Origin of the sequence: Bacillus sp. FSL W8-0920 (genome assembly GCF_038593215.1) — a bacterium.
GTDB lineage: Bacteria > Bacillota > Bacilli > Bacillales > Bacillaceae > Bacillus > Bacillus pumilus.
Genome location: NZ_CP151974.1, coordinates 2,027,716 through 2,047,801, shown reverse-complemented (window position 1 = coordinate 2,047,801; position 20,086 = coordinate 2,027,716). Strand labels below are relative to the sequence as shown.

The following is a 20,086-nucleotide window of genomic DNA, read 5'->3' as shown; positions in this document are numbered from 1 at the left end:
AATGTTTGCCAATATGCTGGGAGGAAGAATGATGGAATTGTTACGTCAAAAAATTGAGAACGAAGGAATCGTTCTGTCAAATCAAGTGTTAAAGGTAGATGCCTTTTTAAATCATCAAATTGATCCTGTGTTAATGCATGAGATCGGGCAAGAGTTTGCTAGATTATTCAAGCATGATGGCATTACAAAAATTATCACAATCGAATCTTCGGGCATTGCACCTGCTGTGATGGCAGGACTAGCTCTTCAAGTACCCGTTGTTTTTGCTCGAAAACGTCAATCATTAACACTAACAGAAAACCTATTAACAGCGAGTGTGTATTCTTTTACAAAAAAAGTAGAAAGCACGATCGCTGTCTCAAATACGCATCTCGGTGAAAAGGATTGTGTATTAATCATTGATGACTTTTTGGCGAACGGTGAAGCCGCTAAAGGACTTGCCGCAATCGCAAAGCAGGCGAAGGCAAAAGTAGCCGGATTTGGGATTGTCATTGAAAAGTCATTCCAGCCGGGAAGAGATGCACTTGTTCAAATGGGCTACCGCGTCGAATCCCTTGCACGGATTGAATCACTTGAGGAAGGGAAAGTCACGTTTGTACGAGAGGTACAATCATGAGTGCAGCTAAAAAAGCCAAAACGCTCTCGCTAGGGATTCAGCATGTGCTGGCGATGTATGCAGGGGCCGTTCTTGTGCCGCTCATTGTGGGAGATGCACTCGGCCTCACACCTGCACAACTGACTTACTTAATCTCAGCAGATATTTTCATGTGCGGGGCTGCCACGCTCCTTCAAGTTTGGAAAAACCGTTTCTTTGGTATCGGTTTGCCTGTTGTATTAGGCTGTACATTTACTGCGGTTTCTCCTATGATTGCGATTGGCTCTAAATACGGGATTTCGTCTATCTATGGAAGTATTATCGCTTCGGGGTGTATCATCATTCTGCTTTCCTTTTTCTTTGGGAAGCTTGTGAAATTTTTCCCGCCTGTCGTGACAGGGTCTGTCGTCACCATTATTGGCATTACCCTTATTCCAGTAGCGATGAACAATATGGCAGGGGGAGAAGGAAGTGCTGATTATGGTTCTTTTGAAAATCTAGGCCTCGCCTTCCTTGTGCTGTTTATCATTGTGCTTCTCTATCGATTCACAAAAGGCTTTATGAAGGCGATCGCCATTTTAATCGGTATTCTCCTTGGGACAGCCGTTGCTGCATTTATGGGGAAAGTGGAAACAGCTGAGGTGGCGAACGCACAAGTTTTCCGTATGATTGAACCATTTTATTTTGGCATGCCTACCTTTGAATTTGCACCCATTATGACGATGACGTTAGTTGCCATTGTGTCACTAGTCGAATCAACAGGTGTTTATTTCGCATTAGGTGATTTAACAAACCGCTCATTAAAAGAGAAGGACTTAGCGAAAGGCTATCGCGCAGAAGGGATTGCTGTGTTATTAGGTGGTATCTTTAATGCTTTTCCTTACACAGCCTACTCGCAAAACGTTGGGTTGATCCAGTTGACAGGGGTCAAGAAAAATCAAGTCATCGTTGTGACAGGCGCATTGCTCATGTTATTTGGACTTTTTCCTAAAATTGCTGCATTTACGACGATTATTCCAAAGTCAGTTCTTGGCGGCGCAATGGTTGCCATGTTTGGGATGGTCATTGCCTACGGTATTAAAATGCTCTCGCGTGTGGATTTTGCCAAACAGGAAAACCTACTGATTGTTGCTTGCTCAGTGGGGATTGGCTTAGGTGTCACCGTCGTGCCGCAAATGTTTGAGCATCTGCCAGAATCAATCAAATTATTAACAAGTAATGGCATCGTGGCCGGTAGCTTTACCGCTATTTTGCTTCATATTATTTATCACATGATTCCTTTTAAAAAAGAAACCGGGCAGGACCTGATGGAAGAGCCTAAGAAATCTGTTGTGTAAACACTGAAAGCCCGCATCTATTGGATACGGGCTTGTTGTGATTAGCGCTATTAATGTTGTACCGGCTGCATTGTTTCGTTAATGACTGCAAATGTATAGCCCCTTGCTTTTAGCTGTGTAATCAGGCTATCTAAATAGTTTGTGGTAGAGGGTTGATCATGCATTAAAATAACTTTTGGTTCCCATGGTTTAGTTTTCTCAAACAATTGCAGTTGATTCAATACCTCTGGAACATATTGTGAGTTTTTATATCTCCAGTCAAGACTATCAATCGTCCAATCCCAGTAAATAAAGCCATTTTGGTTTAAACGTACTTTTTGATGATATGTTAAATTTGGAACACTGCCATAGGGTGTTCTCACAAGACGGGTGTAAACGCCTGTAACAGAAGCAAGAATGCGCTGAGCTTCTCTCATTTCATTTGCGGGAGACTCACTGTTCTGATAAAAGCGGTTTATATCATGCGTCATGCCATGAAGCCCTAATTGATGTCCTTCTTGATAAAGTCTTTTCACAGCTGCTTGGTGTGCTTGGATTTGCGGTCCAAGCATGAAGAATGTCGCCTTCACGTGATGTGCTTTTAATACATTTAACAGCTGATTTGATGTAGCAGTAGGACCATCATCAAATGTTAAAAAGACCGTTTTATTCGTTGTCTGTTGGTTTGGATTGGTCTTAACATGTGTATCCAATGTTCTTGTAGAATGATCTTTTGCTTTCAGACTGATGCTTGTGTCTCGGAAGTCACTGCTGGCAACAATTTTTGCTTGCCCATTTGTCGCCTGCAAATGGGGTTTAGACATATCCCAGATAAAAAAGAGAAACAGTGTAAGAAGCACTAAACCAATTATCTTCGAGAGAAGTATCGTGTTGTAGGGTGTCTGTTTTTTGGACACCTTTTTCATTACAATCACTCCAGTCAATTAAATTTTGTGCCGAATCATGTAGTAGATTCTATCTTTTTTCACTGTTTTTCATGGTGTTCATATTGATTAAGTATACAGGAAAAAAACACCTTTTTATATATAATAATCAAATAAATTAGCATTTCATGGTTATTGCTTTGTATTGATCAGAAAAAAAGGTGATCCATTCATGTTTAAATGAAATCATTCTGAATAATGATCGAAACGTTGATATTTATACGCTAAGATAGCATCAGATTTAACCATTAATGCGAAGCGAAAGGGAGATTCCGTATGAAAGTGTTGTATAATGACGATTTCATTGAAAAAAAGGATGCTCATGTGGATATTGGAGATAGAGGCGATCAATCGCGAAATACATAGAGAAAAGCTCTTACCCCTACAAAATAAAGAAGAAACAAAAGAAATCAAAGTCAGTACAACTGAATCAGAGATTGGCTACTATGTAAAAGGTGAATGTGAAAAGTCATGTGCTTATTCCTTTCATACAGCTTGTGATTCAACAGGATTTATTTTTGGATCACTGGTCACAGGTGGCAATGTTCATGATACTCGTATGTTAAATTCACTCGTATAACAGGTGACAGAGAAAATCGGAAAACGAAATGTAGACACGGTAGATGCTGTATATAAAACACCATATATCGCTAAGTTTTTAATGGATCAAGAGATAAGACCTGTCAAGCCTTACACTCGTCCGAGAACAGAAGCTGGTTATTTAAAAAAAGAATGAATGCGTGTATGGACGCATATTTTGATTGTTACATGTGCCTAAACCGGCAAATTCTCTCTTACCGTACAACGGCTAGAGAAGGATATAAGCAATATGTGTCCGATTCAGAGGTATGTAAAACTTGTTCTTTTCAAGATAACTGTACACAAAGTCAAAATCATACCAAACAAATTCATCGGCATATTTGGCAAGACTAAATGAACCAAACTACCTAAGACTCACTGAAATGAATAAGAACATCTAAGCAAAGCGGAGAGAAATAATAGAACGCGTCTTTGCAGATTCAAAAGAAAAGCATGGTATGCGTTGGGCGAAACTTCGTGTACTAAAAAAAGTTTCAATGCAAGCGATGCTTACTTTCGCTGCCATGAATCTTTAAAAATTAGCAAACTGGACATGGAAAGAACCATGTCCAGCGTAAGACATCAGATAGATTTTATCGAAATAAGTGAAAACCCCACTTTTACTTGAAGTAAAGGTGGGGTTTGTCTACGGTCTAACACCTCTCATTTGAGAGGTGTTTTTTTGCATAAAGCTATGTTAAATAACTCTATTAATAATCGGTTGAAGAGAATTTTTGTTCTTTAGATATAAAATAAGATGAGAGTGAATTGTTAAGAATCGTATTGAATGACATCAACCAAGAAATAGATCTAAACGAATAGGATGATTATTGAAATCTGTCTGCTCTCTACATATGAGACCTATGATAAACTTGGTTTATTAAAATTTTCCAAATGGACGTTAAAATTAAAAAGGTGGGATAAGCAAATGCTGGGATTACCAAGAGGGGAAGTCTTTTTAGTCCCTTGGTCTATTGAGTGGACAAAAGAATTTGAAAGAGAAAAGCGAAAGATAATAGGTGATATTGGTCAATACACAGTCAATGTACACCATATTGGAAGTACAGCAGTAAAAGGTTTAAGCGCTAAGCCAATTATTGATATTGCAATTGAAATAGATCATTTTTTTGATGGAGAAAAATGTGTAGTAGCTTTGGAAGGACTCGGTTACTCATATAAAGGAACAAATGTATTACCTGAAAGACACTACTTTAATAAAGGAGAACCAAGAACACATCAAATCCATATGTACCAAAGAGACAATAAGTATTTACTTGAACAGTTAAATTTCAGAGATTACTTGAGCAATAACGAGCAAGCTAGAAGTGAATACCAACAGCTTAAACTTAAATTATCAAGTTTACATGAAAATGACAAACACAAATACGCAGATGAAAAAACTGATTTTATTAAGTCAATCCTTGAAAAGATTTAGGTGAAGTTTTGCGCTTTAGGTGTTGATAAGAGAGGAAATTCAAAGAGAGTCCTTTTATTTTTTACTGAATCAATATTATTCTTGAACATAGCTTACATAAAAAAAGCAGGTTCGCTTGGCTTGGAACGAACCTGTGAAGGAGGAAAACTACATCATGTTTTCACCTATATTATCCAATATTTATCAATTGTCGTCAAGACAAAAAGTTAGACGGAGGAAAATGTTTTGACTGAATTGTGACGGTTCGGCATGTATATCCTTTTTTCGATAGGGGATATTAACCGAAAAAAGAGGTGAAGCCGATGGCGTACATTCTTTCAGTTGGAACGAGTCACCCGAAGCATCACGTGGATCAGAAAACAGCTGCTGATTTTGCTAGGTCTCAATTTAAACGATCGTTTAAAGATATTGACCGGCTGCTGAGAGCTTTTCAAAATGGAGAAATTCAGAGCAGGCAGTTTGTGCAGCCCATTGAATGGTATCAGACGCACCACTCTTTTGAAGAGAAAAACAATATCTATTTGGAAAAGGCACTGGCTCATGCAAAGGAAGCGATCATACATTGTCTTCAAGAGAAGGCGTTTCTAAAAAAACCAGTCCCGGTTGAAGAGATCGATGCATTGTTTTTTATTTCAAGTACCGGCTTATCGACCCCAAGTCTTGACGCAAAGCTCATGAACGTCCTTCCTTTTTCTCCTTATACGAAACGAGTACCGATCTGGGGCCTAGGGTGTGGGGGCGGTGCGGCAGGGCTGTCGCGAGCTTATGAATACATAAGGGCATTTCCAGAAGCAAAGGTACTTGTCGTTGCCTGTGAGCTGTGCAGTTTAACCTTTCAGCCGCAAGATCAATCAAAAAGCAATTTAATCGGCACCTCCTTGTTTGGAGACGGGACGGCAGCGGTTCTTTTAGCTGGGGAAAAAGCTGCGCTTGAATATGCCCATTTAAAAACGGTCCCTAAAGTACTAAGCACGCAATCCGTCACGATGAAGGATTCTGAGGATGTGATGGGCTGGGAATTTACAAGTGACGGCTTTCGGGTTATTTTCTCCCGTGACATTCCGAGTTTGATTTCCGGCTGGTTAAAAGAGCAGGTGGATCAATTTTTAGAGGAGCAAGGATATTCAACTAATGACTTATCCGTATTTCTAGCCCATCCTGGAGGAAAAAAAGTGATTGATGCCTATGTTGAAAGTCTATCTTTACGAGAGGATCAGCTGTTTTCTTCAAAAGAAGTACTCAAACAACACGGAAATATGTCCTCTGCCACAGTTTTGTATGTCATCAAGCATTTCCTGGAACATCAATCAGCTGAAGAGGGGGAGATGGGACTTTGCGGGGCGCTTGGTCCGGGCTTTTCCTCAGAGCTGCTGCTTATGAAGTGGGAGGAGGTCTTGTCATGATCATTTGGCTTGTCATCGGTTTCTTCGTTTGTCAACGGCTCATTGAAATGCTTGTGGCCAAAAGAAATGAAAAGAAAGTAAAAGCACTAGGTGCCATTGAATTTGGTGCTAGTCATTATCCCTATATGGTCGCTATGCATACGGCTTTTTTTCTCTCACTTATAGTTGAGATAGGGCTTTTACATAAGGGGCCGTCCGGGTATTTTCTTGTGCTGCTCCTTTTTCTCATGGCTACACAGGTCATTCGATACTGGGCATTATGCTCCCTTGGGACGTACTGGAATACGAAAATTTTAGTCGTACCAAACGCGATGATTGTAAAAAAAGGACCGTATCGCTGGTTGAAACATCCTAACTATGTAGTCGTGGCGATTGAGCTTTTACTGATCCCGCTATTGTTTGATGCGTATGTCACTGCCATTTTGTTTACATGTTTAAATGCATGGATGATGGCTGTACGAATTCAAACAGAGGAGAAAGCATTAAATCAGTATTTGCTAAATTAATATTGAAAATCATTATCAATTGTGCTACACTTTCATTAATGATAAGCATTCTCAATCATGAAGGATGGACGGTGATCACATGACAATGATTTTCTTACTCGGTACGGTGTGTGTGTACAGCCTATTAATTGGCTTCGTATTAAAAGGTGTCTCCAAAAAATCTGCTTCCTGATTCCAGTCAACTGCGACTGATCGGGCAGCAGATTTTTTTTATTTCCTCAGATCAGAAGAAAAATCTCTTTATTTTGTGTAAAATGGTATCACATACATAACTGACTTTTCTAAAAACAAAGGGGTTTATCGTCATGAAAGACTTGTCTATTCGAGATTCGCTCGTTCAAACTACAGGAGCTTTATATCAAAGCTTTCTCAAAAGGGATGATCATGAGCGCGCTGCCAAACTTGCATCGATTATCAAAAAGGAAGCAGAAGAAGAAGTATATATCGCATTTACCGGCCACTATTCTGCTGGAAAGTCATCACTTGTGAATCATCTGCTTCATGATCACATTTTGCCAACGAGTCCAATCCCAACAAGTGCAAACTTGGTCGTCGTGAGGAAAGGGGAAAGTGAAGTGCAGCTTCACACCTCTGATGGCCGTTTTGCAAAAATGAGCGGCTCCTATGATAAAGAAGCAGTACAGCGTTTCTGTAAGGATGGAGAACAGATTGAGATGGTGGAAATTAGCGGTGACTATAGAGGCCTTGAAGAAAAAGTGGCACTGATTGATACGCCAGGAATTGATTCCACGGATCATGCCCACTTTTTATCTGCTGCGTCTATTCTTCATCAAGCAGATGCTCTTTTTTATGTCGTTCACTACAACCATGTTCATTCTGAAGAAAACATTCGTTTCATTCGCTCCATCAAAGAAAAAGTGCCAAATCTCTATTTCATCGTGAATCAAGTGGACCGGCATGATGAGCATGAGACAGCATTTGAAGACTACAAAAATCAAGTGGTTGACATGCTCCTTAAAGAAGGCATTGAAGAAGATCATCTATACTTTACATCTGTAACCGATGAGACGCATCCAAGAAATGAAATGATTCGTTTAATCAAAAAACTGCAAGAATTACAGACGTTGCCGAAAGCCTCACTTCGGGCTTATACGGAGCAGAAAATTGAGCATGTCTTAAAAGAACACATTGACTCGATAAAAGAAGAGTTGCAAGGTGAGGAGCTTGAGTCACAGCTCCAAGAAAAAAGAAAAGAAGTAAAGGATTTGGAAGCGAAAAATCACTTCATTGAAAATGGAGCCAAGCAGTTAGAAGAAGAAGTATCTACTGAAGTCGAGAGCATTTTGAAAAATGCCAACCTAACTCCATTTAAAATGAGAGAACTCGCAAGCGACTATATTGAATCAAAAGCACCTGGCTTTAAAGTGGGACTGCTTTTTGCTAAAAATAAAACTGAGCAGGAAAAAGAAAAACGGGCAACTGACCTCTTAACAGATGTCAAAGCGAGAATGAAGGCAGAAGTGGACTGGCATATTGCTGAGCTACTAAAAAAAGAAGTCAAGAAACATCAGCTTGGTGAAGAGTTATTAAATCAAGTGATGGCGTTTGAAACACCTGTACAAGAATCACTTCTTGAAAGTGTGATTCATCATGGAGCAACGTTCTCCAATGAATACGTACTGCAATATGCAAAAGATGCTGGCGAAGCCTTGAGAAGACAGGCTAAGCAGCAAGCGATGCCACTGATTGAACAAATGGTGGAGTCGCTCAAAGCCAAGCTTATGGAAGATCAAGCAGAGCAGCAAGAAAAATGGGTTCAGTCTGCAAAAGAGCTCCAAACACTCGAGCAATGCACCAGAAAAAATGAACAAATGAAGCGAGATATTCAGGATGTATGGGATATATGGCAAAATGGAACGGATGAACAGATCGAAGAAGATTGGTTTTATACGAAAAAGAGACAAATGCAGCATGATCTGCTAAAGCAGGAGCAAGCGACCATTCATCCTGCTGAGAGCGACCAAGAAAAACCGAACAAGCAGATTGATCAGCCTCAAATGCGTCAGTCACAGCATGTCACGACGGCACAGTCGATTGACCAGTTTGAGCAGCTTTCTCAGATTTTATTGCCATTAGATGCGCTCCAATCTCAAAGAAAGTCCTTTGAAAAACGAACAAAACGGCTGCAAGCGAAAGAATTCACACTCGCTTTATTTGGGGCGTTTAGTTCGGGGAAATCTTCCTTTGCAAATGCACTCGTCGGGAGAAAGGTGCTGCCATCCTCTCCCACGCCAACAACGGCAACCATTAACAAGCTAACGCGGCCGACGGAAGATCACCCGCATGAAAGTGTCAAAGTGGTGTTCAAAACAGAACAGGATATATTAGAGGAGCTCAATCAGATCCTAGGATTTCCGATCTCAGAAGAAAAAGGGGAGACGTTTACATCCAAGCTCAAACGAACGCTTAAAAAAAGACAGCTTGAACAAGATCACCGCGTCATTGTTGAACATTTTTTACAAGCACATACCCGTTTCGTTGATCACATTACTAAGCAAACGCCGCTTCATGTCACCCTTCAAGAACTGAGGCCATATGTGGCGGAAGAAGCTGTTTCTTGTGTGGTGAAGGAAGTAACGGTTTATTTGAGTACACCTCTAACAGATAAAGGGCTGACTATTGTTGATACGCCAGGCGCTAGCAGTATGAATAAGCGTCATACAGAGATCGCCTTTCAATATATGAAGGACGCAGATGCGCTTCTTTATTTAACTTACTACCAGCACTCTTTTTCGAAGGCAGATCGGTCATTTTTACGTAAGCTTGGGCTTGTAAAAGATTCATTTAGCATGGATAAAATGTTCTTTATTATCAATGCAGCTGATCTCGCAAAGGATCAAGCAGAGCTTGACACCGTCTTTGACTATGTGAAAAATGAGCTCACAAAAGAAGGGATAAGAAACCCAAACCTTCATCATGTATCCAGTAAGGAAGAGATCGAAGGAAAGGGAGAGACAGCTTATAATCAATACGCAAAGCTTAGAAAGCAGCTCGACTATTTTATAGAGGAAGAACTAACGAAAGATGCGATCGAGCTGTTATATTTTGAAGCACGTACGTTATGTAGAACGGTCGACAAACTGCATGCGACGCTGCATCAGTCAGAAGATGAGAAGCAAGCGGAAAAGAAAAAGATAGACGCATCCTATGAAGCGATTCTTGATCAAATGAGTCAGATAAAGCAATCTAAGCTAGTGACAGAAAGCGTGAAAAAGGACTTACATGAGCAGCTCTATCATATTGTGCAGCGCCTCTCATTATTTGCGAATGATCTCTTTAAGACAGCCTTTTATCCTGGAATATCTCAAGGGAATTTCGGACAGCAATTGAAAGAAGCACTTGAGAAGGCACTAAAGGATTATGAATTTGAATTTGTACAGGAGTTAAAGGCGCTTGATATCCGAATGGAATCGTTTATTCATCAATACTTCCAAGAGGAGTGGGAGAAAGGATTGCAAGCGGCATGTGCAGAAGACCCTTACTTTTCTCTCTCACTGTCGCCGCCTGAAGAGAAAAATGCTGAGCTGAAACAAATTGAAATCGAAGCTGAACTAACGCCATTCGAACCGCTCTTAAAGAAACAAAAATCACCGAAAGTTTTCTTTGAACAGAATGGAAAGGCTGCGTTTATTGAAGCGATTCGAGACATTCTTCATCAGTTAACCACGAAATGGGCTGATAAAGAAAAAGAAGAATTACTGAGCAGGTACGACATGATGGTGAAGACGTTTACGGAAAGATATGAAACAGAAGCGCTCGAGCAGCTAAGTGAACAAAAACAAACATTTATCACGAGCCTAACGACAGATGCCAAAGAGCAGGCCGTCATTGAACAAGTTTATGAACAAACAGAAGAATGGAAGAACCAGTTGAAAACCATTTGATTCATGGTAGACTAAATAAAAAAGAAAGCAGTTGATAGAAAATGACGAGCGTACACGAAGAGATTTCAGCACACTCACAAAAGCAGCATGCTCATATTCAGTCCTTTCTTGAGCTTGAACAGAAAAGAGAACAAGCAATAGAGATGGCTGTTGTCAAATGTGAGCAAAACGAGCCATTTACAACAGACGAGATCAACGCCATTACGTCGAAGATGAATGAGCTTGCACGAGGCGGTATTGTTCCGCTTCGTAAGCTTGTGACGAATGATATGGTCAGAGAGTATGTCGAGCAGAAACAGAAGTAAAGAGTAACTTTCTCTTTTTTGGTCATCTTAATGAATGTACCGAGAAAGGGGAATGATCATGAAAAAAAAGCAACAGACAAAGCAGCAGGATGAGCGTGACCCTAAACAAAAAGACATGCCGTCCTATGCAGAAGCAGAAACGAAAAAAATGCAATACGGTCAAAAGTAAACGGGCTGCCTCTTCTTTTGTAAAAGAAGAAGGCGCCTTTTTCATGTCTAGTTTTGTGTTCTGTGATAGAATGGGAGTATTGTTTTGAAAAGGGAGTTTAAGAGAATGAATAAACACGTACTGCTTGTAGATGGAATGGCGCTTTTGTTCAGATCGTTTTATGCGACGGCTGTCCATCGCAATTTTATGATAAATGACCACGGTGTACCAACAAATGGAGTGAATGGCTATTTGAAGCACTTATTAACAGCTGTACAGACATTTGAGCCAACTCATATTGTGTGCTGCTGGGATATGGGAAGCCAAACCTATCGAAACGAATTGTTTCAAGAGTATAAAGCAAATCGAGGAGAGGCGCCTGTCGAGCTCATTCCGCAATTCGATTTAGCAAAAGAAGCTACAGAAGAACTAGGAATTGTGAACATTGGTTTAAAGGGCTTTGAAGCAGACGATTGTATTGGTACACTTGCTACGCTTTACCAAAAAGAAGCACGTGTGACTGTCCTAACTGGTGACAAAGATTTGCTGCAAATTTTGAATGAACAAGTGACTGTTGCCCTGATGCAAAAAGGAATTGGCAATTATAAGCATTATACAAAAGCCTTATTTGAAGAGGAAATGGGAATCTCGCCAAAGGCACTCATTGATATGAAAGCACTCATGGGTGATGCAAGTGATAATTATCCAGGTGTCAAAGGAATCGGAGAAAAAACTGCTTTAAAATTTATTCAAACATATGAAACGATTGACGGTTTGTTAGAAAATGTCCATGAACTAACGGCTGCGCAGCAAAAGAAAATGCAAGCAGGATTAGAAGATTTGAAGCTTTCTCGTCTATTGGCAGAGATTAAATGTGATGTCCCGCTCAGCTGTCCAATGGATGAGACGAAAATGAACATCAATCAAGAACGTGCTGCTGCTATGCTGAGGCACCATCAAATCAAAGGAATCGAACCGATGATGAATCGATTAAGTACAATAGAGATCAGCTAAAGCCGATCTCTAAGGTTCATCTTTTTGTATTGCTTTTCTTTGCTCTATTTTCCAGCTGAGATAGTGGCTGTTTATCTTTTGTTTGCGCATCACCTTGTGGGGTTGTCCCATTTGTGACACGACCTTTATTTTCTTTATCCAATCAGTATCACCTCACACACATTAGCATAACCGAAAAAAAGCGATTCATCCTTTAGATAGGTGAATCGCTTTTCTGGCGAGCTGATCTGCTATTTGATTTTCCTTACTCGGAATCCATTTAATAAAAAATAAATCAAACTGGCTTTGAAGCTCGATCATCTCTTTGATAAAGTGCTGAAAGGCTGGATTTTTAGCAAATCCTACATTGGCTGCGCGGTCAACTACTTGTGAATCTGTTCGAAATGAAACGGTACGCAATCCTTTTTCTGCGCATATTTTCATCCCCTCGATCAGAGCAGAAAATTCTGCTTCGTGATTGCTCATGGGTTCAAGAGGAATGGAGAAGGACTCAGCCTTTCCATTATATTTGATGAAAATGCCGATGCCAGAGGGACCCGGATTCCCTGCACTCGCACCGTCAATGTATATTTCTGCTGGCACATCATTTCACCCTTTCATCAAGCGGAACCATTTTTTTCGCTGCATACGCGTAAGGTGTTGCAATCGCAGCGACGATAAATTTAATGACATATGTCGTGATGAAGATTTCTATCCATACATGAAATGGATACGTGCCAAGAAAGGCAATGGTCGTGAAAATCAATGTATCAAGAAGCTGGCTAATCATCGTACTTCCGGCATTGCGCACCCAGAGCGCGCCATCGGAAGGAAATATGCGGCGAATAAAAGAATATACATAAACATCTAGCATTTGACTGATGATATAAGCAGCGAGACTGCCAAGTGCAACCCTTGGCATAAAGCCAAATATGGTTTCCAGCGATGATTGTGAGATATCAGATGGAGCGGGATGGAAAAGCAAGGCTTCCTGCATGACAACAGTTAGTGTTAAAAGGGTAGCAAAACCAATCCAGACAGCTTTTCTCGCTTCATTTTGTCCATATTTTTCATTCAATACGTCCGTTGCAAAGAACACACTGCCATATAAAATATTTCCAAGTGTTGCGGTTAGGCCGAATAATTCAACGGTTTTGACAACTTGTAAATTTGCGGCAACCGTCGCAAAGCCAATCCAGACAAAAAGGCCCATCTTGCCAAATCCTTTATAAAATAGAAGAACAATGATAAAATTAATGATCGCAAATAAGATCCAAATACCTTCATTAAACAAGTGACATGAACTTCCTTTCTCATTGTAAATGTAACTTTTTGATTATAGCATAACGTATGTTTACCTTAAAAGCACGGGAAGGCGATGTGATCAATGAAACTAAGAGCACACTACACAATGAAAGTGAAATCAATTGGGTCCATTGCTTTTTACCAAGAAGATTGGTTGGAGCTAAAAGAGGCCTTGAGGTTAGCAAAACATATTGACAAAAAAGAACCACAGTCACTTCTGTCATTTGAAGATGAAAAAGGGGCTATGTGGTCTATAAAAGAGCTTGAAAAGCTAAATGAAGAATTAAAGCTTGAACCTGATCAGCTTCAAGTCTATTTTGATGCAAGTTTTCACAAAGAAACCGGTGACTCTGGTCTTGGTGTTGTCGTCTACTATAAGCTAGGAAAAGACGCTTATCGATTGAGAAAAAATCAGCCTTTCCAAGGGAGTACCAATAATGAAGCAGAGTATGCGGCTTTATTTGAGGCAGTAAAAGCTTTAAAAAATCTGGGGGCAAGCAGAAATTCTGTCACGATTAGAGGAGATTCACTTGTTGTCATGAATCAGTTAAAAGGAGAATGGCCTTGTTATGATGATGTACATAACAAATGGCTTGACCGAATTGAAGCGGCTTTAAAAGAGCTGAAGCTGACGCCAACCTATGAAGCCATCGATCGGAAACAAAATGCAGAAGCGGATCAGCTTGCAAGACAGATTCTTGCAGACGTCCCAATCGAAAGTACATTGAAATTAGAAGCAGACGGAGCTGAATAATGTGGATAAAAAAACAGCAGTACAAGAATTGACCGATCTTCAAGACACGTATTGTTCAGATTGTTTGATTAAGAAGCATTTTCGAAAAGAATTTGGCAAAAAATATGCCCATTCCTTTTGCATACAGCAATGCACTGTTGGAGAGAAAATAAAAGAATATGGCCAAACGCTGCTCAAAAAATAAACGAACGGACCGGTTTTCCCTGCTCAAACATTCGCTCTTGAAAAAAAACGGATAGAATGTGTAAAAAAAGAACATATTCCGAAAAATGAGCCGATATAACTATAGAAAGTTTTGGTTGAGTTACTTTTTGACTAAGTGACGGATATTAGAGGAAAAGGGGAAGGCCGGTATGAATAATAAGGAGTTCGAAACGGTATTACATCGAACATTTCAAGAGGTGTACAGCGATCTAGAGCAACTTGTAGATGTAGCAAAGAAGGGAAGACCTTTTCTCGAAAAAGATATCTCTGAAATTGAACAACGACTGAAGCAAAATATTTTAGCAATTGAAATTCAGCTGAAAATCAAATAAGAGAGGCATAAGCCTCTCTTTATTTTGCATCATTGATTTAGTTGATTAGATTTTTGTTACGTTTGCAGCTTGAGGTCCACGATTACCTTCAACGATTTCAAAAGAAACTTCTTGTCCTTCTTCTAAAGACTTGTAACCGTCACCTTCGATAGCTGTGAAGTGAACGAATACATCGTCTCCGCCTTCAACTTCAATGAAGCCGAAACCTTTTTCATTATTGAACCATTTTACTTTACCGTTTTGCATATTGCTTTTTCCTCCTAGTACTGTAGCATACCTTTTGGCATACTAAAAAAAATTTTCATCACCTAACGACTTTGCAGTTGTTAAATGATGGTTCCACTATACACCATCAAAAGTAAAGCGTCAAGCGGGAGAGCCAAATTTTGAGCAGAATGTTTGATTTTTTTTGACAAATAACAATAATAGCTAAACCGTCCCCATTTTCTGAAACTTTATGCACAGTTTGTCCGTATATAAAAAAAATACAGAAAGAGGTGCTATCATGAATCGTTATACACTCGAAGAATTTGTTCAGAATACGCAGCAGGAAGATAAGGGAGAAGGGGTCTTCGAACTTGAAACATCAAGACTTTTAGAAATTAATTTGACTGATACCATTTGGGCAAAAACAGGTTCCATGGTTTCGTACCGAGGCAAAATTAAGTTTGAACGTGAGGGCGTGTTTGAACATGGCGTCTCAAAGATGTTCAAAAAAATGCTGTCAGGAGAAGGCACTTCACTCATGAAGGCAACAGGTGATGGGAAATTATATGTAGCAGATCAAGGCAAAAAAATCTCAATTCTTCGTTTGGCTGAAGGCGAATCCATTTTTGTGAATGGGAATGATTTGCTCGCATTTGAACCTTCAGTCCGTTGGGATATCAAATTGATGAAAAAAGTGTCGGGGATGCTTGCAGGCGGATTATTTAATGTCAAATTAGAAGGACCAGGCCTTGCTGCGATTACGAGTCATTATGAGCCGCTCACATTGATTGTTCAGCCGGGTGACTCTGTCTATACAGATCCAAATGCGACAGTTGCATGGTCAGGGGATTTAAAAACTGAATTTGTGACAGATGTTTCATTCAAAACCTTTATTGGCAGAGGAAGCGGAGAGTCTATTCAAATGAAATTTAGCGGAAGCGGCTTTGTTGTCGTGCAGCCGTTTGAAGAAGTGTACACAACAAATGGAAATCAAGGATAAAGAAAAAGGTGTCCGTCAATGACGGACACCTTTTTATGATAATGCGCGAGCATACGTTTTGTTATTCGTGATGATATCTGATTGCTCAACGATATCTTCCAAAATGGTTTGAGAAGAATGCTTTAAGTGAAGATTTTTCATGTTTTGTTTCATGGTTTCTAACTTTTCTTCATCTTGAAGCAAGTTGGTCACAGATTCTAAAATGTCTTCATGTCTGTTGATGACGATGGCTGCCCCATAATCTTCAAAGAAATGAGCATTTTCCTTTTCTTGTCCAGGGACAGGCTTGTAAAGAATGACTGGGACGCCGATTGCAGTTGCTTCTGTTAAAGTAATGCCACCTGGTTTTGTGATCATACAATCTGTTACTCTGAACAATTCATCAATTTGTTCCACATATCCAAGCGCCTTCAATTGATCTGGATGTGCTTGTTCAAGATCGCTTAGTGATTGTTTCAGCGCTGCGTTCTTTCCACATACAACAACAATTTGTACTTCACTGTCTAGAAGCAATGCTTCACATAATTCCTTGACATTTTTCAGTACACCATGAGCACCGGCCATAATCAGAAGAACTTTTTTGTTTGATGATAATCCATATTTTTTATAAATCTTCGATTTTGGCACGTCTGCTTCAAATTGTGGTCTAATAGGAATGCCTGTCACTTTGACATCGCTTGGATGTGTGCCGATTTCCACTAATTTTTGTTTCACATAATCGGTTGCAACATAGTACCGGTCGATGTTTTCATGTACCCAAATCTTATGAAGACAGAAATCTGTCATGACATTAAATGTCGGGATGACTTTTCCTGTTTTGTTCCGGTATTCAGGAACAACAATCATCGGGAATGTAATAATAATCATATCCGGATTGTGTAATTGAATAAGTTCATCAAGACGCTTATTTCCCATTTTTAAATAAATGTTAAATTTGCGTTTATTGTAAATTTTATCTACACCGTAATAAAACAAGCGATAAAATTGTTTCCCAATGGAAAAGCTCTTCAAGTATAAATATTGAGTCACTTCCGACACAATGGGGTTTGATTCTTGATACAAATTAGAAACTACAACATGCTCAAAGCCTTGAGATTTGCACTCATCATACAGTGTTTTAGCCACCTGCATATGTCCATTTCCATAATTTGCGGTCAAGATTAATATTTTTTTATTGGTATTCAAGAATATTCACCTCAAATGTAATCAACAACAACAAAACTTCGTACGAAAACTATTAATCTCATAGGTCTACATATACATAAAGATAACATATAAACAGTCAGAGCATATCATTCGTTACGAAAGAATTAAACTAATTTTAAAAAACAACAAGACTAAATTGATAATGGAAGACAGAGCCATTTGTATTTTAACACATTTTGGCCATTTATCATCAGACTACAGTCTATTTTATTCCCAAACGTATGGTGTTTCTTGATAAACATAATAATTGAGCCAGTTCATAAACAGTAAAGTGGCATGGGCTTTCCAGCGATTCACTGGGACTAATGTGTCACCATCTTCTATAAAATAGTGGACAGGTTTTTGGACTGTATCATCCTTCAACAAATCTCTTTCATATTCCTGCTTCAATGTGTCCGTATCATATTCAGGATGTCCAGTTAAAAATACTTGTTTATCATCATCTGAAACAATTAAACAAACACCCGCTTCTTCAGAGACACTCAATACTTTCAAATTCGGCGTGTTTTTTAATTGTTCTGTATTAATATCTGTATGCCTCGAATGTGGGACATAGTATACTTCATCGAAACCTCTGACTAATCTTTCTTTTTTCTCTTTCACAAGATGCTCAAATACACCAAATTTTTTCTCAGCAAGCTTGATTTTCTCAATACCATAATGGTGATATAGGCCTGCCTGTGCACCCCAGCAAATGTGAAGAGTAGACGTCACATTCGTTTTACTCCAGTCCAAAATGTCCTGCAGCTCTTTCCAATAGGATACTTCTTCAAAAGCTAAATGCTCAATTGGTGCGCCGGTGATGATCATTCCATCAAATTTCTTATGGCGAATCGATTCAAAGGTCGTATAAAATTCATCTAGATGCTCTCTCGACGTATTCTTCGGTGTATGCGTACTTGGAATCAAAAACGTAAAATACACTTGCAAAGGAGAATTTCCGAGCATTCTTAGCAGCTGCGTTTCAGTTTGTATTTTTTTTGGCATTAAATTTAAGATCACGATATTCAAAGGACGGATATCTTGCTTGAATGCCCTTGTCTCATCCATGACGAAAATGTTTTCGCTCTCTAGTATTTGTTTTGCCGGCAGATGAACTGGTATGTTAATAGGCAACTCGCCACCCCCTGAACCAAAGATAATTTCATTTCATTATAGGAACTTTCTGGCGATATTTCAATGTTTCAATTATGTTACAATGAAAAACAGAGCAAAAACAAAGCTGTTTCTCGAAAAAAAGGAGGCCGTTTATTTATGATCACAAAGCATTTATCAGATATTGACATCGCCCAAAAGGCAAAGCTGAGACCTATTCAAGACATCGCAGCAAAGCTGCAAATACATGACGAAGAATTAGAATGCTATGGTTTCACAAAAGCGAAAATATCTTTGACTATTTTTGACCGTTTAAAAGAACAAAAAGAAGGACATGTGATCCTTGTCACATCGATCAATCCAACGCCAGCAGGTGAAGGGAAGTCCACCGTCACAGTCGGGCTCGGTCAAGCCTTCGAAAAAATAGGGAAAAAAGCAATCATAGCAATGCGAGAGCCTTCATTAGGTCCTACAATGGGTATAAAAGGCGGTGCAGCAGGTGGAGGATATTCACAGGTGCTACCAATGGAAGAAATCAATCTTCATTTTACAGGAGATTTTCATGCCATTACTTCTGCACATAATGCCTTATCTGCGTTCATTGATAACCATATCCATCACGGAAATGAACTTGGCATCGATGCGCGCCGCATTGTATGGAAGCGAGTGCTTGATTTAAACGATCGTGCTTTAAGACAGGTCGTTGTCGGACTTGGTGGACAGGTAAATGGGTATCCTAGAGAAGACGGGTTTGACATCACGGTTGCCTCCGAAATGATGGCCATCCTTTGTTTAGCAGAAGACTTAACCGACTTGAAAAAACGTCTTTCTTCTATTGTTGTTGCCTATAATCAAGACGGGGAGCCAGTCACTGTTGGTGCACTTGGATATGAAGGTGTTCTGACGTTACTTTTAAAAGACGCACTCAAACCGAATCTTGTACAAACGATTGAAGGAACTCCGGCCCTCGTTCATGGCGGTCCTTTTGCCAATATTGCGCATGGATGTAATAGTTTAATTGCAACTAAAATGGCGGCGAAATTAGCCGATTATGTCGTAACAGAAGCTGGATTTGGAGCAGATCTTGGAGCAGAAAAGTTCCTGCACATTAAAACAAGAGCTGGTGATTTCGAGCCTGGTGCAGTTGTCATTGTGGCGACTGTCAGAGCATTAAAGATGCATGGCGGAATGAAGAAAACAGAACTCAAAGAAGAGAATGCACAAGCTGTATTAAAAGGTATACATAATTTAGAAAAGCATATTGAAACCGTCCAAGCTTTCGGTCTTCCGTACATTGTCGCAGTTAACAGATTTATCACTGATACAAAAGAAGAGATTCAAGCGATAGAAGATTGGTGCCACGCACATGGCCACCCAGTCCAAGCTGTGAATGTATGGGAAGAAGGAGGCGAAGGCGGGACAGCACTTGCCGAAGAACTCGCAACACTTATTGAAAAGAAGAAGAACAGCTTTTCCTATTTGTATGAAGAGCATGATTCCATCGAAGAAAAATTATCTAAAGTTGCCAAAGTGGTTTACGGAGCAGACGGGGTCACACTCACTTCAAAAGCAAGAAAACAGCTGGCAGCCATCGAGGAAAACGGCTGGGGGCATTTACCGGTTTGTATGGCAAAAACGCAATATTCACTTTCAGATGATCCAGCTTTAATTGGGAGGCCTAAGGGCTTTACCATTACGATTCGTGAGTTAAAACCATCTGTAGGAGCAGGATTTATTGTTGCTTTAACTGGAAGCATTTTGACAATGCCTGGATTACCTAAAAAACCAGCGGCGCTCGAGATGGATTTATTAGAAGACGGCAGTGTGACAGGACTCTTTTAACCGGAAGCATAA

At 39.8% G+C, this 20,086-nt stretch carries 21 protein-coding genes and 1 pseudogene; 15 read left to right on the top strand and 7 right to left on the bottom strand.

Translation table 11 applies throughout. The features are described from left to right. Window positions 1-31: 31 nt before the first annotated feature. Both xpt and pbuX read left to right on the top strand, forming a co-directional pair. Window positions 32-616, top strand: coding sequence for a xanthine phosphoribosyltransferase (gene xpt, locus NSS78_RS10170; protein WP_003215672.1), 585 nt, complete (start codon window positions 32-34; stop codon window positions 614-616). After that, window positions 613-1,932: a xanthine permease PbuX gene (gene pbuX / locus NSS78_RS10165; RefSeq protein ID WP_003215893.1), complete on the top strand. Its 1,320-nt coding sequence runs from the start codon at window positions 613-615 to the stop codon at window positions 1,930-1,932. The genes xpt and pbuX overlap by 4 nt, the downstream gene beginning before the upstream one ends. 50 nt (window positions 1,933-1,982) lie before the next feature. On the opposite strand, the gene NSS78_RS10160 is transcribed toward pbuX, so the two are convergent. Further along, window positions 1,983-2,837 (bottom strand): polysaccharide deacetylase family protein, encoded by an 855-nt coding sequence (locus NSS78_RS10160; protein ID WP_212045976.1) that lies wholly within the window; start codon window positions 2,835-2,837, stop codon window positions 1,983-1,985. 364 nt (window positions 2,838-3,201) lie between these two features. Between NSS78_RS10160 and NSS78_RS10155 the strand changes: the two are divergent. From NSS78_RS10155 to NSS78_RS10120, 8 genes and pseudogenes are all read left to right on the top strand, one after another. After that, window positions 3,202-3,970: pseudogene (locus NSS78_RS10155) on the top strand (transposase); the annotation flags it as partial. A 392-nt stretch (window positions 3,971-4,362) separates the two neighbouring features. Then, window positions 4,363-4,869, top strand: coding sequence for a GrpB family protein (locus NSS78_RS10150; protein ID WP_106032571.1), 507 nt, complete (start codon window positions 4,363-4,365; stop codon window positions 4,867-4,869). A 302-nt stretch (window positions 4,870-5,171) separates the two neighbouring features. Further along, window positions 5,172-6,272 (top strand): 3-oxoacyl-[acyl-carrier-protein] synthase III C-terminal domain-containing protein, encoded by a 1,101-nt coding sequence (locus NSS78_RS10145; protein WP_327839382.1) that lies wholly within the window; start codon window positions 5,172-5,174, stop codon window positions 6,270-6,272. Beyond that, entirely contained in the window at window positions 6,269-6,778 is a 510-nt protein-coding gene (locus NSS78_RS10140; protein ID WP_285859399.1) for an isoprenylcysteine carboxyl methyltransferase family protein, read from the top strand. The genes NSS78_RS10145 and NSS78_RS10140 overlap by 4 nt, the downstream gene beginning before the upstream one ends. 64 nt (window positions 6,779-6,842) lie before the next feature. Next, window positions 6,843-6,950, top strand: a complete 108-nt coding sequence (gene fbpC / locus NSS78_RS10135; protein ID WP_306172627.1) for a Fur-regulated basic protein FbpC — start codon at window positions 6,843-6,845, stop codon at window positions 6,948-6,950. Between the two features lie 133 nt (window positions 6,951-7,083). Beyond that, the gene (locus NSS78_RS10130; protein ID WP_327839380.1) at window positions 7,084-10,683 is read left to right on the top strand and encodes a dynamin family protein; all 3,600 of its coding nucleotides are present in this window, start codon (window positions 7,084-7,086) and stop codon (window positions 10,681-10,683) included. Window positions 10,684-10,724: 41 nt separating this feature from the next. After that, entirely contained in the window at window positions 10,725-10,988 is a 264-nt protein-coding gene (locus tag NSS78_RS10125) for a YpbS family protein (RefSeq protein WP_050943884.1), read from the top strand. Window positions 10,989-11,262: 274 nt separating this feature from the next. Beyond that, window positions 11,263-12,150 (top strand): 5'-3' exonuclease, encoded by an 888-nt coding sequence (locus NSS78_RS10120; protein ID WP_212045978.1) that lies wholly within the window; start codon window positions 11,263-11,265, stop codon window positions 12,148-12,150. A gap of 16 nt (window positions 12,151-12,166) precedes the next feature. Here the strand turns inward: NSS78_RS10120 and NSS78_RS10115 are convergent, their stop codons facing one another. The 3 genes from NSS78_RS10115 to NSS78_RS10105 are packed head-to-tail and all read right to left on the bottom strand — an operon-like array spanning window position 12,167 to window position 13,423. Continuing rightward, window positions 12,167-12,292 carry a hypothetical protein gene (locus NSS78_RS10115; RefSeq protein WP_003215584.1) on the bottom strand — a complete coding sequence of 42 codons (126 nt, stop codon included), beginning with the start codon at window positions 12,290-12,292 and terminating at the stop codon, window positions 12,167-12,169. Window positions 12,293-12,336: 44 nt separating this feature from the next. Beyond that, window positions 12,337-12,732, bottom strand: coding sequence for a reverse transcriptase-like protein (locus NSS78_RS10110; RefSeq protein WP_212045979.1), 396 nt, complete (start codon window positions 12,730-12,732; stop codon window positions 12,337-12,339). 1 nt (window position 12,733) lies between these two features. Next, window positions 12,734-13,423 (bottom strand): queuosine precursor transporter, encoded by a 690-nt coding sequence (locus NSS78_RS10105; protein WP_003215661.1) that lies wholly within the window; start codon window positions 13,421-13,423, stop codon window positions 12,734-12,736. A 93-nt stretch (window positions 13,424-13,516) separates the two neighbouring features. On the opposite strand from NSS78_RS10105, the gene NSS78_RS10100 reads away from it, so the two are divergent. The 3 genes from NSS78_RS10100 to NSS78_RS10090 all read left to right on the top strand — a co-directional run bounded on the left by NSS78_RS10100 (window position 13,517) and on the right by NSS78_RS10090 (window position 14,724). Continuing rightward, complete coding sequence (locus tag NSS78_RS10100; protein WP_050943886.1) at window positions 13,517-14,188, top strand: ribonuclease H family protein; 672 nt, start codon at window positions 13,517-13,519, stop codon at window positions 14,186-14,188. 1 nt (window position 14,189) lies between these two features. Continuing rightward, window positions 14,190-14,372 (top strand): zinc-finger domain-containing protein, encoded by a 183-nt coding sequence (locus NSS78_RS10095; protein WP_003215998.1) that lies wholly within the window; start codon window positions 14,190-14,192, stop codon window positions 14,370-14,372. A gap of 169 nt (window positions 14,373-14,541) precedes the next feature. Beyond that, complete coding sequence (locus NSS78_RS10090; protein ID WP_003215507.1) at window positions 14,542-14,724, top strand: hypothetical protein; 183 nt, start codon at window positions 14,542-14,544, stop codon at window positions 14,722-14,724. A 45-nt stretch (window positions 14,725-14,769) separates the two neighbouring features. On the opposite strand, the gene cspD is transcribed toward NSS78_RS10090, so the two are convergent. Further along, window positions 14,770-14,970, bottom strand: a complete 201-nt coding sequence (gene cspD, locus NSS78_RS10085) for a cold-shock protein CspD (protein ID WP_003215784.1) — start codon at window positions 14,968-14,970, stop codon at window positions 14,770-14,772. 259 nt (window positions 14,971-15,229) lie between these two features. Here cspD and NSS78_RS10080 point away from each other — a divergent pair, with 259 nt between their 5' ends. Continuing rightward, window positions 15,230-15,931 carry an AIM24 family protein gene (locus tag NSS78_RS10080; RefSeq protein ID WP_050943887.1) on the top strand — a complete coding sequence of 234 codons (702 nt, stop codon included), beginning with the start codon at window positions 15,230-15,232 and terminating at the stop codon, window positions 15,929-15,931. A gap of 33 nt (window positions 15,932-15,964) precedes the next feature. Here the strand turns inward: NSS78_RS10080 and NSS78_RS10075 are convergent, their stop codons facing one another. Beyond that, a complete protein-coding gene (locus tag NSS78_RS10075) occupies window positions 15,965-17,116 on the bottom strand; it encodes a diglucosyl diacylglycerol synthase (RefSeq protein WP_003215454.1) in 1,152 nt (383 codons plus the stop codon). Between the two features lie 228 nt (window positions 17,117-17,344). Further along, window positions 17,345-18,253, bottom strand: coding sequence for a homoserine O-succinyltransferase (gene metA, locus NSS78_RS10070; RefSeq protein WP_003215782.1), 909 nt, complete (start codon window positions 18,251-18,253; stop codon window positions 17,345-17,347). 138 nt (window positions 18,254-18,391) lie between these two features. Here metA and NSS78_RS10065 point away from each other — a divergent pair, with 138 nt between their 5' ends. Further along, on the top strand, window positions 18,392-20,074 hold the full coding sequence (locus tag NSS78_RS10065) for a formate--tetrahydrofolate ligase (protein ID WP_212045981.1): 1,683 nt from the start codon (window positions 18,392-18,394) through the stop codon (window positions 20,072-20,074). The last annotated feature ends 12 nt before the right edge of the window (window positions 20,075-20,086 follow it).